General features: G+C 53.0%; 10 protein-coding genes. 8 read left to right on the top strand and 2 right to left on the bottom strand.

All coding sequences use genetic code 11. The features are described from left to right. Positions 1-35: 35 nt before the first annotated feature. The 4 genes from lnt (at position 36) to CA13_RS16725 (ending at position 7,775) form a co-directional block, all read left to right on the top strand. On the top strand, positions 36-1,745 hold the full coding sequence (gene lnt / locus CA13_RS16740) for an apolipoprotein N-acyltransferase (RefSeq protein ID WP_146398504.1): 1,710 nt from the start codon (positions 36-38) through the stop codon (positions 1,743-1,745). Positions 1,746-1,857: 112 nt separating this feature from the next. Continuing rightward, positions 1,858-4,806 (top strand): secretin N-terminal domain-containing protein, encoded by a 2,949-nt coding sequence (locus CA13_RS16735; protein WP_419194463.1) that lies wholly within the window; start codon positions 1,858-1,860, stop codon positions 4,804-4,806. 160 nt (positions 4,807-4,966) lie between these two features. After that, positions 4,967-5,893, top strand: coding sequence for an ATP-binding response regulator (locus CA13_RS16730; RefSeq protein ID WP_146398502.1), 927 nt, complete (start codon positions 4,967-4,969; stop codon positions 5,891-5,893). A gap of 442 nt (positions 5,894-6,335) precedes the next feature. Beyond that, on the top strand, positions 6,336-7,775 hold the full coding sequence (locus CA13_RS16725; RefSeq protein WP_146398500.1) for an RNA polymerase sigma factor RpoD/SigA: 1,440 nt from the start codon (positions 6,336-6,338) through the stop codon (positions 7,773-7,775). 6 nt (positions 7,776-7,781) lie between these two features. Here the strand turns inward: CA13_RS16725 and CA13_RS16720 are convergent, their stop codons facing one another. Further along, complete coding sequence (locus tag CA13_RS16720) at positions 7,782-8,774, bottom strand: NADPH:quinone reductase (RefSeq protein WP_146403715.1); 993 nt, start codon at positions 8,772-8,774, stop codon at positions 7,782-7,784. Between the two features lie 120 nt (positions 8,775-8,894). Next, on the bottom strand, positions 8,895-9,764 hold the full coding sequence (locus CA13_RS16715) for an OmpA/MotB family protein (RefSeq protein ID WP_146398498.1): 870 nt from the start codon (positions 9,762-9,764) through the stop codon (positions 8,895-8,897). 486 nt (positions 9,765-10,250) lie between these two features. Between CA13_RS16715 and CA13_RS16710 the strand changes: the two genes are divergently transcribed. The 4 genes from CA13_RS16710 to CA13_RS16695 all read left to right on the top strand — a co-directional run bounded on the left by CA13_RS16710 (position 10,251) and on the right by CA13_RS16695 (position 13,860). Then, entirely contained in the window at positions 10,251-10,883 is a 633-nt protein-coding gene (locus CA13_RS16710) for a hypothetical protein (protein ID WP_146398496.1), read from the top strand. A gap of 4 nt (positions 10,884-10,887) precedes the next feature. Continuing rightward, entirely contained in the window at positions 10,888-11,469 is a 582-nt protein-coding gene (locus CA13_RS16705) for a hypothetical protein (RefSeq protein ID WP_146398495.1), read from the top strand. Between the two features lie 733 nt (positions 11,470-12,202). After that, positions 12,203-12,454 (top strand): DUF3302 domain-containing protein, encoded by a 252-nt coding sequence (locus tag CA13_RS16700; protein WP_146398493.1) that lies wholly within the window; start codon positions 12,203-12,205, stop codon positions 12,452-12,454. Between the two features lie 26 nt (positions 12,455-12,480). After that, positions 12,481-13,860, top strand: a complete 1,380-nt coding sequence (locus tag CA13_RS16695; protein ID WP_419194462.1) for an HlyD family secretion protein — start codon at positions 12,481-12,483, stop codon at positions 13,858-13,860. Positions 13,861-13,921: the final 61 nt, after the last annotated feature.

Raw genomic sequence — 13,921 nt, 5'->3', positions numbered from 1 at the left:
TTCTCGTGACAGCCGTCACTTCCTAAGATTGCCACATGAATTCTAACCACAACTATTTCGACACATCGACCGAATACGGCCGATATTTTTTGGTCTGTCTCGCCTGTCTGCTGCTTTGGGCATCGCAGCCGCCATGGGGTCTGTGGCCGCTGTCGATCGTCGCGTTAGTCCCTTTGCTACGGTTGGTGGAAAGTCCATGCGGATTCTCGCGACGTGATTACCTCGGCTTTGGATTGGTCGCAGTGGTTTATTGGCTCGTGACGTTGCAAGGTATCCGGCATGCGCATCCGGCGATGTATGTTTGCTTGTTCGTTTTGGCTAGCTATTTCGGTGTCTATATCCCGCTGTTTATCGGGCTCGGGCGGCACCTGCGAAAACGAAATTGGCCGCTCGTCTTGGTTGCTCCTGTGGTATGGGTTGGGCTTGAATGTTGGCGAAATTATATTGCGACTGGCATTTCTGCCGCGATGCTTGGACACACTTGGGCCGACGTTTCGATCATGATCCAAATTGCGGATCTGTTCGGGTCCTATGGCGTGAGCTTTTTGATTGTCATTATCAATGTCGCATTGTATGCATTGCTTGCCCGCTTTTGCTGGAATTCGTCAGGGAAGAAAGTTGGTGTTTCTGTCTCTCTCTCTGTGGCGGCCATCTTGGTTGTGGCAACTTTCTTTTACGGCCAATACCGGTTGGGCCAATCCCTTGGCGAAGAGCTTTGCACGTTTGCGTTAATCCAGCGAAATGAACAGGTTGAATACCAGCAAGAGGCGGGACGCGCCGACGAAATTTTCGGCGCCTACGCACGCCAATCCATCACGGCTTTGGAGTCTTCACCGGAACCTGTGGGTGCCGTCGTTTGGCCCGAGTCAATGTTCACGGGTGGCTTGCCTTACATGCTTGCAGACGTCAACGCGGTCGCTCCGCCGGAGTATCCGGGGGATGCATCCGAGTTTCCGATGGTGGTTGATGAGAATCGACAAGCGTTTTTGAGTCGAGCCGGAGATGTGCTTCGAGTCCTCGAATCGGTCAATCCAAATGGAGCGATGCCGCACTTGGTCGTTGGTTGCGGCGTGGTTCATTACAGTGATGTGCCTCGTATCTACAGCGGCGTGGTTCAGATCGCTCCCGACCAAACCGTTCCGAATTGGTACGGCAAGAATCATTTGGTCATGTTCGGTGAATACATCCCGATTATCCGCTCGATCCCAGGGCTTCGCAGCTTCGTTCCTGATGGCTTGATGGTGACTCCTGGGGCGGGGCCTCAGGTATTAAAAATCGACGACACCCAGGTGCTGCCATCGATTTGCATTGAAACGGCTGTTGAGCGAGTGACGATCAACCATCTTTCCAAATTGGTTTCGCAGAAATCTGGTGCCGATGTGATTGTCACCGTCACCAACGATGGATGGTTCGACGATTCAAGCATTATCGACCATCATTTGCGGTGTGCTAGATTCGTTGCGGTTGGCGGGCGACGACCAATTTTGTCATCCGCCAACAACGGGCCGACCGCTTGGATTGATAGCTGCGGACGCATTGTCGGGGCGTCACCCGTCGGTACCGACGGTGCGGTGATTGCGACGCCTCGGCGAGATGATCGAACGAGTTTGTACGTGCGAATCGGCGATTTCCCGGCCAAAGTACTGGCAATGATTTGTTTGGTTGCAGTGATGGATTGGTGGATTCGTCGGAATCGCGATCGGAAATTTGCTTCAAAGCAGGCCGTTCTTGATGAAAGCAAGTGATTTCACCGGCCCGGAAGCGGCCCGTGGGCTTTTAGTTTGTCATCCGCTTACAGACAGGTCATACTGAGATCGCGTGATTTGGTGCGGCTATTCGTTTTTATTGGGTGATCGCTTGGGTTCCAAGATCATTTTTCTCTTCGCAATACTTGCCGTTCTTGTGAGCGGGGTGTCGATCGGCTCGTTCTTTTTAGGGCAAGAACTTTTTGCTCAGGAAGCTTTTCAAGCTAAACATGGCATGCCGATGGGGATGCGTCCATCGGGACAACCGGGCGACCCCGGGGTCGAAGCAGGAAAAGAATCCGGTGGCGAAAAGGAGAAGGACGGCAAGAAAGAGGGTGAGAAGGATGGCGAGAAAGGAGAATCGCCGGAACCGAAAGTAGTGCGGCGAGACCAAAATATTGATGATGATGCGAACGCAGATGAATTGAAAGCGACGGTGGGTGAAGATGGCCGCGTGGCATTTCAATTTCGCAATCAACCTTGGGTCGAACTGGTTCAGTGGCTCGCGGAAATTTCGGACAAACCTCTTGATTGGTTGGAATTGCCTGGTGACCGGGTCAACCTTTCGTCGCCTCGACGCTATACCGTTGCTGAAACTCGTGACTTGTTCAATCGATATCTATTGGCTCGCGGTTATGTGATTTTGGACCTCGATGGTGGATTGACGGTTGCGAAAACGAATGCGATTAACTCAGCGATTGTTCCACGTGTTGATCCGGAGGAACTCGAATCAATCCCGCCTCACACGTTTGTTCGTACTTCTCTTGATGTCGCTTGGTTATCAGCCGAGAAGCTCGCCGAAGAGCTCAAGCCAATGATCAGTTCGAATGGACAACTGACTGCTTTTTCGACAACCAATCGAATCGAAGTGATGGATGCTGCGATCAATGTTCGACAGGTTGCCGAGCTGCTTAAGCAAGAAGGTAGCTCCAATAGCCGTGAAGCACTTGCGCCCGAATTCAAACTTCGTTATGTCCCAGCCGAGGAAGCGAAGCGAATGCTCGAAGAGTTTCTCGGTGTTGCCAAAGAAAAACCTGCTCCACTTTCGCCCGAGCAAATTCAGATGATGCGCCAAATGCGAGGCCAGGGTGGTGGACAGAAGCCACAGGCTGAGAAAAAGGTCGAAATATCGATTGTTGCTAATACTCGGCAAAACTCGGTGATCATCCGAGCTCCGGAGGACCGTGTTGCGATTGCTGCCGAATTTGTCAAACGAATTGACGTACCGAGCAATTCACTCGCATCGTTGGCCGATGTCGAAAAACGGGTCGAGGTTTTTCGGCTGGCGTCACTCGATCCAGAAAAACTGGTCGAGATCATTGGCGAGATGAATATCCTTGAACCGGCGACCCGCATGCGAACGGACAAAGACAATAACGCTTTGATCGTTTCCGGGTCTCCGGCGGATCGGTTTATCATCCAGTCGTTGATCGAGCGGCTTGATGGCAGTGGGCGGAGTTTTCATGTTCTGCAACTTCGCCGGCTCGAGGCGAGTGAAGTTACCGAATCGATCGCTTTCTTGATGGGGCAAGAGAAAGACGACAAACAGAATAATTCACGTCGGAGCTATTCCTTTTGGGGCGGTTACGGCGACGACGATCAGGACAAAGAAAAGGATGAGTTTCGTGTTGCTGCGAATAATCGGTATCGCCAAGTCCTGTTGTGGGCCAACCCGATCGAAATGGAGCAAGTCGAATCGCTGCTGATCAAGCTCGGCGAATTACCACCACCAGGCGGCAGCGACCGGACCGTGCGAGTGATCGATGCCTCAGCAACCCTCGAAACGCTGGAGTACCTGAAGCGACTCAAACAGCAATGGAATCAATTATCACCGAATCCACTCGAGCTTCCGGATCCTGACGAATTTATTGATCCGAGTGCTGATGCTGATGCTGATGCTGATGCTGATGCGGCGCCCGATCAAGGCAGCGGCGATGAGTTCACGCATGCCGATAGTGCCGATTCCAATAGTGCCGAAGCCTATCAACTTGCGATCATGCAGCCGCCCGGCACCGAGGCTCCCGTTGCGCCAACGGAGAAGTTGCCTGAGATTCGGTCGCGTCGCGAGTTTGATCGTTTGTTTGGAAGCGATGACCCGAGCGAGTCGAAATCCGATAAGCCGCCCGCAGCGATTCGGATTGAACTCGATTCGTCAGGGAATTTGGTGTTGAGCAGTGCCGACACGAAGGCACTTGACCGGCTTGAAAATTTGATGCTGCAAGTCGCGCCACCAAAGAGGCCCTATCATGTGCTCAAGGTTAAGAACACCACGGCCTATTGGATGCGTCTGAATCTGGAAGAGTATTTCGACGAAGAGGACGACGACAATTCCGATGATTCGTTCTATCGTTGGTATTGGGGAGAGGACAACAGCGACGATGAAGACCCCGCAGGTTTGGGGAAAGGGGCTAAGTTAAAGTTCATTGACGACATCGACACCAACACCATTGTCGTCACCGGGGCGTCGACGGACCAACTTCGTACGATCAAAAATTTGATCGAATTGTGGGATGTGGCCGAACCGGTCAACCAGCGAAAGGCTCGTTATACAAAGTTGGTGCCGATCAAATATGGCAAGGCGGATAAGGTCGCCGAAACGGTCAAAGAAGCCTACCGCGATTTGCTAAGCAGCAACGACAAGACATTTCGAGGTGGCGGCGGAGGCGATCAGCGTCAACAAAAGGAAGCATCCCGAAATCGAGACGGCAACGGTTCCGGGTTGGTCGAATCGGAAGGGGGCCGCGACGCGGGTGGAGCGGACTTTTCATTCAAGGGCAAACTTTCTTTAGGAGTCGACGAAGTTGGTAATTCGCTGTTAGTCAGCACCGAGGGAGAACCGCTTTTGGAATTGGTATGCGAGATGATTTCGAAGTTGGACGACGCAGCGAAGCCGAGCGGTGAAGTGGAAGTGATCAATTTGCCAGGTGAAATCAGTGCCAAGTCGCTTGAGACTGCACTAAAGGCGTTCGGTGCGGTAGAATCAGTGGGTAACGATAATCGTGACCAACGCCGTCCCAATCGAGGTGGTGACGGTCGCGGTGGCGATTGGCGAAGAAATTAAGGCGGGAATTCGCTTGAGTTAGCTTCTTTGATGTCTAGGCCTGCGCCGTTCGAGGCGTATAAATTGTCCAGCGACTAGATAGTTCAGCGACCGGACGCAACGAGAGGCTGTGGACCAGTGCGTGATTTCCAAAATGATTCAACCTTGAAGGTGATCTAAGATGGCGACGGTATTACTTTGTGAAGACAGCCCGACTCACATGGTTTTGATGCAAACATTGTTAGAAGACGACGGGCACGAAGTGCGCTGCGCAGCGGATGGTCGGCAAGGGCTTGAGCAAATTCGCCAAACGATGCCGGACGTGGTTGTCACTGACTTGCGGATGCCTGAAATGAATGGCTTGGAATTGGTCCAAGCCATCGCCAATGAATACTCTTCATTGCCAACCGTCGTGGTCACTGCGCGTGGTTCGGAAGACTTGGCGGTTGACGCACTTGCGCTCGGCGCGGCAAATTTTGTACCGAAAAATTCGCTAAATGTTCTCTTGAACCCTATGGTTCGCCGGGCGATTTCGTTTGCCAAGTGTGACGCGTTCTACCAGGCCTTCAAGGGACAACTCCATTCACCCGAGTTCTACTACAAGCTGGGAAACACGATTGATGCGATCAATCCAGCGTCCCAGTTTGTTATCGAATCACTCGCAGCGGCTGGTCAATTGAACCCGACCGACCGGATTCGCATTGGAATGGCGGTCGCCAGTGCCCTATTCAACGCAATTTGCTACGGCAATTTAGAACTCCAAGACGAAGACCCTAGAATCGCCGAAGCGATTGCGGGCAATGAAAGCAGCCGCGGTGAATTGATCGAGCATGCAAAGAGTCCGACATTTAGCAAACGACACGTTCATTTGAAGGTTTCGGTCGGCGATTGCGATACTCGCATATCGGTGGCTCACGATGGACCAGGACGTTTGGCTAGGTTCCATCCAGCACCTGGGACCGCCGAATCGTTTGAAGTCGAGCAGTGCCGTGGCATGATGCTGATCACTAGCTTTATGGATAACATGATGTTCAACTCAGACTTTAGCGAAGTCATTATGGTCAAAAACCACGCAGCGAGTGAGAACCACCAATTGTTGCCCGTGTAGAGTTTGACGCGGCTTTCGAGACGCATGGAGTGCAGAATCCAAGCATCCTTTTGGCCGAATGCCAAAGCCTCAGCACGCGTCTTTAACCGACTTGCGCATTTTGCCTTTGGGGGCACCAATGCGTAGGATTAGCTACCAAACGCAGCGAAAAGGCCCTTTTGGGGAATCCGCACGTTTTTCTCGCTGGTGGTGACACTTTTCTCTCTGTTGAACGTCTAAGGGGAAAAGTGAACTCGTCAGGATGACTCTGCGTAGGAGTTATCAGTAGAGACTCCAAACTCTGTGGGAAAACACCGATCACGCGATCACTCAAATTTAACCGATTCGTGTTGGTTAAGCCCACATTGACTTATCTTTTGGGTGGATGCACACATGCGTCGCTCGGGTTTGATCGATAATTCGTTCGGACGGATTTTCGGCATTTAAGAATAAAGGCGAACAAATGGTTTCCCTCAACTCTGATTATAGTGACACTCTCGCAAGTGAAAGCGGCGAATCGACGGATTTGCATCTTGGTAGCAAAGGCATGCATTCCAGCGAGGAACTGGCTGACACGCTCGGCACGTACCTGAAGCAAATGGGCCGGACTCCACTGTTGTCGTCTGACGAAGAAACCGAGTTGGCGACGAGGCTCGATTCCGCCAGGACCCAATTTCGAGAGGAACTATTGCGACTGCGGTTTGTTGCCGAGGATGCCGTGTCGACGTTGAGAGGGATTCTCAGTGGCGAGGCCCGAGCCGATCGCACGCTGAATTTTTCCGTGTCTGACGAACGAGCAAAAAAGAATATTCTCAATCGGCTTGAGCCAAATGTCCGAACACTCGAAGCGTTATTGGAATTGAATCAACGCGACTTCGCAACGATTCGTGATGAGCGAGCATCGATCGGGCTACGTCGTGAGGCGCGGCGGCGTTATGTACGACGTCGCGAATCGATCGTTACACTAATTGAAGAGCTGGGTCTGCGGTTGCCGTTTCTCGAGCAACATTTCAATCAGCTTGTTCTGATGCGTGATCGAGCGGTAAATCTCCGTAGCCGACTTGCGGTGGTATCGGCCGACGAGGCCCATCAGTATGAACAAATCATGCAACGGACCCAGCATTCGTGCCGTGGGTTGGACCAACGTGTTAAGCAACTTCAGAAGGCGTACGAGGCCTATACGGACGCGAAGCAAAGACTTGTCGAGGGAAATCTTCGCTTGGTCGTTTCCATTGCGAAAAAGTATCGCGGCCGCGGGTTGGCGTTCTTGGATTTGATCCAAGAAGGCAATTCGGGGCTGATGCGAGCGGTAGAAAAATTCGAAGCCGACAAAGGTTTCAAACTATCAACCTATGCAACTTGGTGGATTCGCCAAGCGGTCGGGCGCGCCGTGGCTGAGCAGAGTCGCACCATTCGAATTCCGGTCCATGTAGTTGGTGAAATGAATGAGTTGCAGCGTACAATAAGCGAATTGTACCAGCAGCTCAGTCACCGTCCGACTCACCGCGAAGTGGCTGATTCATCAGGTATGAGCGACGAACGATTGGTCGTTCTTGAACGATCGCTCAGTGCCAGCTACAGCTTGGACCAAGCTGTCGATGCGGAAGTGCCAGCGAATTTGCGAGACATGATTCCTGAGCAAAACGATGAACCAGCTGGTGAAAGCGTCGACGCCACGAGTCTTCAAAATCGGCTTGAACGTTTGATGAAAAAGTTGGATGACCGCGAGCGATCCATTGTTCGAATGCGATTTGGATTCGACGATTTCTCGTCGCGAACGTTGTCGGAGGTGGCCAGTGTCTTCAACATTAGCCGTGAACGAGTACGTCAGATCGAGCGCAGGGCGTTGCGAAAACTTCAAGCCAGCGAAGACGCGGAGAAGCTCGAAGGGTTCCTGGACTAAAGCTTTCTACACTCGTAAAACAATCTTCCCCGCTAAGGATCCAACTGGTCCTAGCGTCGATGCTTCTTGTAGTCGGTGTGATTCGGCAGCATCGTCAAGCGTAAGTGTTTTGGCAATGTTGGCGCGGAGCTTCTCAGCGGCCATCCAACGATTGAGATCTTTGGCGGCAGCGGACAATTCGGCGTTGGTCGCTTTGAACATTGCGAAACCGTGCAGTGAACATTCTTTGACATAAAACGGTCCGACGGGGAATGGCGGTCGTGCATCTCGCCCCGCCATCACTATCATTCGACCGCGCGGCGCAAGCATTTCGATTGCTTCATCAAAATTGGGGGTACGACGCGTTTCCCAAAAGACGTTCACTCCCTTGGGTGCTTCGCGAGCAACCGCCTCTTGTATCGATTCGTTTTGGTAATTGATTGTGATGTCGGCGCCGAGCGATTTGGCACGCGCGCACTTTTCGTCGGTTCCGGCGGTCGTGATTACTTTTGCTCCCGCGATTCTTGCCATCTGCATTACCATTGAGCCTACTCCACCGGATCCTCCAATGACAAGAATCGTTTCGCCGGGTTGAATGTCCGCTTCGCGAAACAGTCCGAGGTGAGCGGTAATTCCGACGAGCGCACACGCTGCTCCTTCATCGCATGACACGTTTTCCGGTAACGGGTAGCAAGTGGCGGCATCGACCGCGATTCGTTCAGCGAAGGTGCCTTGGCGGCCCAGCAATCCTTGGTTGGTACACCACACTCGGTCGCCGACCGCGAAAGCGTTTACATTTTCACCCGCTTGCTCAATGACGCCCGCTGCGTCACAGCCGATAATGTGAGGCGCAGGAGAGTCAAACGTGACGGTGCCAGATCGAACGTACGTATCGATCGGATTAACCGAGACGGCATAAACGCGAATGACCACTTGGTTATGGCCACAGGTTGGGTCAGGAAGTTCGCCAACCTGAATCACATCAGGTGAACCGGGGGATTCAAAGAAAGCTGCCTTCATCATTGTGGCCAAATACCGAGAGAAACGACGACCGGGGGGCGTTGCGTCAAAACGCGACAATGCCACTAATTTACCCGCCGACAATGGTTACGACCACGGGCTCGGTAAGACGCCAATGAACTAGAAGGTTTCGGGATAGATCACGAGCTCGATACGTCGGTTCGCCGCTCTTCCCGGAGCCGTTGTATTGGGTTGTCGCGGATTGTTCGCTCCCTGAGCAACCGTAAAGAGTTGCTGCGTGGGCATGCCAGCACGTCGGGTTAGAAACTCAAGCACCGAAGCGGATTGGCCCGCAGCCAATTGGTGGCTAGTGGCAACTTGGCCACCATAGAGAGGTGCGTCGTCCGTGTAGCCTTCGATGCCGATCCGTTGACGCGGAAATAAATGGCGAAGCTGACCTGCGATCGGGTCGAGGACGGTGGCCGCTTGCGGCAATAACTGCGTTGTCCCAGGCTGAAAAAGCTGGTCCGCAGGGATCACGATGCGAATGACATCGCCATTCTTTTCAACAGGAATTCCGCCCAAATTGAGTTGGTTCGCCGATTGAATTAAGTTCGTATTGGCTTGGATGGTCGCTCCGGCACGAACTTGGGTTGATGCCTGAAAGCCTCGAACGCGTTTTTCGGCTTCTTTCGCCGCAATTGCAGTCGATTCGAGCCTTTGTGTTGTGTCGGATAATTGACTACGGACCAAGTTAAGTTCGTCGCGATAAACTTGGGATTGCTGCTCGCTTTGAGCCAATTGGGTATGCAATTGGCGGTTGTTATCATCAAGTAATTGAACGCGACGGTTTAATTCGGCAACTTGTGCGTCGGCCGGATTGACAGCGACGCTTTGCGGCAATTGCCAAGTTCCCCCTGCTGTATTGGCTAAGTAGGGGTTTTGACTACAGCCCTGCAAGCCCCCGATGATCGCAAGCAGCCACGTCACCGCCAGCAGGTGGTACCTGCGGTTCTGGGTGGGGCTCGGGCTGCTACCTGTAAATGACATGACTCGTTTCCATTACCGGTAAACGCGGTTAACGCGGGTGGTATTTGGGGGCGTCGATGTGAAACGAACGGACACTAGAAAAAAGATCCGCTTGGTAGCAAGACCAAATTTTTGCAGCCGCAATTGCGCAATTGGGTGCATGACCGGGCTGACCGGGTTTGCGGCAAGGATTGTGCTCGGCTTGAAATTGGTTTGGATTTACAACCAGAGGCGTGCAGTTTGGAAGGCTGGGAGTTTTAGAGGACACGCGAAGGTGAATTGCCATGGAATCGGCCCGAAATAGTCCCACCGCAGACGAAATTGCTAGCCTCGTTGTTGAGCGGTTGCTGGTCAGCGGTAAGCTGCCCGATCTCGCTAACGCTAACCTGATGACCATCGAAGAACTGACCATCGAGCAGGTCGATCAGGTCACTCGGCTGGTCATGAGCGAGCTACTCGCCAAACAGGCCCGGCAAGCCACTGTCCCAACGATGTGCGAGAAATGTAGTGGGCCGATGCAGGAGCGAAAGCCGCAGCATCGCTCGCAACCCTTCTTACGCCGAAGCAAGTCGCAGGCTGGAAGATCTTGCCGAACTGAAGGTCTCAGTCAAGCAGTGTAAGCGCATCGCCATTCGCATCGCCATTCGCATCGGCAGCGAGCGACGCGACGAACAGCAGGAGCGCATCGACGCCTACACTTCGGCCAGCATCCGCGATCAACAACACGGCCAAAGCGACGATGCTCCGGCCAACGCGTGGGACAACCGCGTCGCGGTGATTCAGTGGGATGGCGGACGGGTGCAAGTGCGAGACGACTATTGGGGCAACGAGAAACCGGCCAACAAAAAGCATCGTTGGTGGCGAGAAACCCAGACGGCTGTTCTGCAGACCTATCGATCGACTCCCGGCAGCGAAGATCCCACGCCCGAGGTGCCTGAGTGCTTAAAGGATTCTCTGTGGGGGGTACCAAAACTTAACGAAATCCACCGGCCTCACACGCCGGCTGGCTCCGCCGAAGAAGGGGAGGAGAGTTCGCAAGTGAGTCCGACAGAAATATCCAAGCAGACCGCTGAAGAAACGAAAGACGATTCAGTGGCGGGGAAAAAAACGATCTTAGAAGCCACGTTGGAGCGGCGGTGAGCCATTGGTCAAAACGATTGTTGCCACTCGTCGCGGTTACGATCACTTGGGCGAGGCGATGGCTGGCGAAGCGTTCGCTCGGGGGTTCAACAAGGCGAAGTCCAAAGCGTTCATAGCCGACGGTTTGAAAGTGAACTGGTCGCTGTGGTCCACTCACTTTTCACACTACACGTCGATCACGGATTTGATGCATGCGTTGAGCTACGTAGATGGTGCGGCGATCGCTTCTCATGGACGGATCGAAGACGGTTGGTCGTTGTATCTGGATTGGCTTAGCTGGGTATGGTCTGGCGATGTGGATCGGGTGATCGCTGCGCTCCAGAGAATCGCAGTTGGGCAAGAAGAAGTCCCGGAAGCCATTCGCCGAGCGATCACCTGTCTGAGCAACAATGCCGAGCGATTGAAATACGCTGAAGATCGCAAGTCAGGGCTTCCGATCACAACATCGCCGGTGGAATCGACACAGAAACAAATCAACAAACGGATTAAAAGGACCGAGAAGTTCTGGCGAGACGAGTCACTCGAACCGCTGCTTCAACTCAAAGCCGACGACCTGAGCGAAACGCACGGCCGCGGAGCTTTCTAAAAACGCCGAGGCGTCCGAAATGATGGCTTCCGCCATCGCCGCCGTAAGACCATACTCACCCAATCCTAGCAAACCTTGTCATGCACCCCTTCTTGCCCCAGGAAAGAAACAAAAAATCAAACCGCAGTGGTCACAGCTTGTTAGTCGGCAAAATACGGAATCCCCTCGGTCGACTCCTTAGCCGAGAGCCAACGTCTTTTTTGCGTAAACCGTAGCGCGAGACCACGGCGTCGGCATCGGCCAAATAGAGCTCCTATGCTAAACAATGAACGCCCTACGACGTGCCAAAAGCTGTCATTCAAACAGCAAAGCGAGGTGTCCGTTGCCGACGATTGATCGATGCTCTCGGCGCGCGACCTTGGTGGAAGGTGTATCAACCCGGGCGACTCCGCGCGGGAGGCGTTGAATTAACAAGTGGCGTTATTCGTTTATAACGACGACTTCGCGAGCGAACTGACCCCGCTTTCGAAGTCCTGCATCGACAAAGCGAAACTGCTCCAAGATCAACAATGGGAACAACTTTCGTGGAGCGAACGGTTCCTCAAAATCGCAATGCGACTTGCCAGCCCGCTCTTATGATTCCGTGCGCACGACCATAAAGGTTCACAACACCGAATGTTCACATAAACGCAACCGAATGTGTTACGATTACGAGAGCTTGCAATTTGACGGCTTGGAAGACGAGTTTCTGAACACATCCCAAGCCGCTTTTCGAAATCAATAGGACAAGTTCATGCTAGATATCTTTGCTCTCATTGTTCTTTTGGTTCTATGTGCTGCAGCCGTCGCGGTTTGGGTAATCGTTGGCATGCTACCTGGGCGAATTGCCCGTGAGCGAAACCACCCTCAAGCGGAAGCGATCAGTGTCTGTGGATGGTTTGGGGTTTTGACGATGGGACTCCTTTGTCCGATCGCCTTTATCTGGGCCTATACCAATGCGTCCGATACTACCAAGACGCCCGATACGAATCCCAATTTTCAATAACTCGACGACGCGGGAGTCTTTTTTCGATGATTGTCTTTCTGACGCTCCTCTACGTTGCTGCATTGGCCGGCGCGGTCAGGTTCGGCTTGATCAAATTGAATTTGTTTTGGAAGCTCTCGCCATTAATTTGGATGCTGCTGCTGTTCGTCGCTCTGTTCCTGCCGATGCAATGGGGAGCCCCCGGTGGGAATGTGAACGTTCTTCAACCGGTCGTTGAAATTGTCCCTAACGTAAGCGGTGAAGTCATTGAGGTTCCTGTTGAGCCACTTGCCACCCTAGCCCCCGGAGACGTGCTGTTCCAAATTGACCCGGTGCCCTACCAAGCCGCCGTTGACCGCTTAAATGCTCAACTCGGCGCTGCGATTCAGAATGTTGAAAGATTGGAGGCTTCTGCCGATGCCGCTTATAATGCGGTCAGAAAGACCAACGATGAAATCGACATCCGAAAGACCGATATCGAAGCATCGACGGCTAAGGTCGAAGTCGCTGAAACAGAGCTGCAGCAGGCCCAGTCGAAACTTAGAAAAGTGACGCAGTTGGTTGCAGACCTAAAGGTCCAAGTCGCCGCGGGAGAGCGGGAGTTGAACCGACGAAAAGAATTACTTGCTCAAGACGCGGGGTCAAAATCGGAAGTGGATCGGACGGAAGTACAATACACGGGACTATTGAGCCAACTCAATTCAGCGGAGTCTGACCAGCAATCCGCCGAGCAGAACCTGTCAGGAGTTCGTTCCAAATTGGACGCAGAACGGGCAAATGCCAGGGGAGTGAATCTGCAACTGAAGCAACTGGTGGACGCGGAACTGCCGCGTGTCATGGCGGTTGCACTGGAGGCAAGACTTGCAGCCGATTCGATGATTGGCGACGAGCATACCAGTGTAGCGGATGTGCGAGCACAGCTCGCTGCTGCTCAATATGATTTGGACCAAACGACCGTGCGGGCTCCATCCAAAGGGCATGTGGCCTACGCGACGCTGCGTCCTGGACAACGTGTGGCCAACTTGCCAATGCGTTCATGGATGGCGTTCGTTGACCATGAAAAGATCGAGATTGTGGTTACTGTTCAACAGTTCGCGTTGCGACATGTCCGTCCAGGACAAAAAGCAGAGGTCACTTTCAAAATGTATCCGGGAAAGGTTTTTGACGCTACGGTGAATCGCGTCGTCAACATTACATCATCCGGTCAAATACAACCGTCGGGGCAAATCTCGCCGCTCACGACTAGCCAAGAGGCAGAACCTTTCGGCGTTGTTCTCGATATCGAAAATGACTCGATTGATCCCGTGATGCTAGGCGGCGGGACAAAAGGAACGGCCGCAATCTATACGGATTCGATGCAACCCACTCACGTCATTCGCCGTGTTATGTTACGTATGGACGCATGGACCAACTACATCCTTCCCTAGCTCGGCGAGCCGTGAAATCACGACGAAATCGATCTTGGCTCGCTTGCTAAACGCCATTGCT

The sequence above is a fragment of the Novipirellula herctigrandis genome (genome assembly GCA_007859835.1).
GTDB classification, from domain to species: Bacteria; Planctomycetota; Planctomycetia; order Pirellulales; family Pirellulaceae; genus Novipirellula_A; species Novipirellula_A herctigrandis.
Note: the sequence above shows the minus strand (reverse complement) of the source record. Positions and strands in the feature narration are given on the sequence as shown.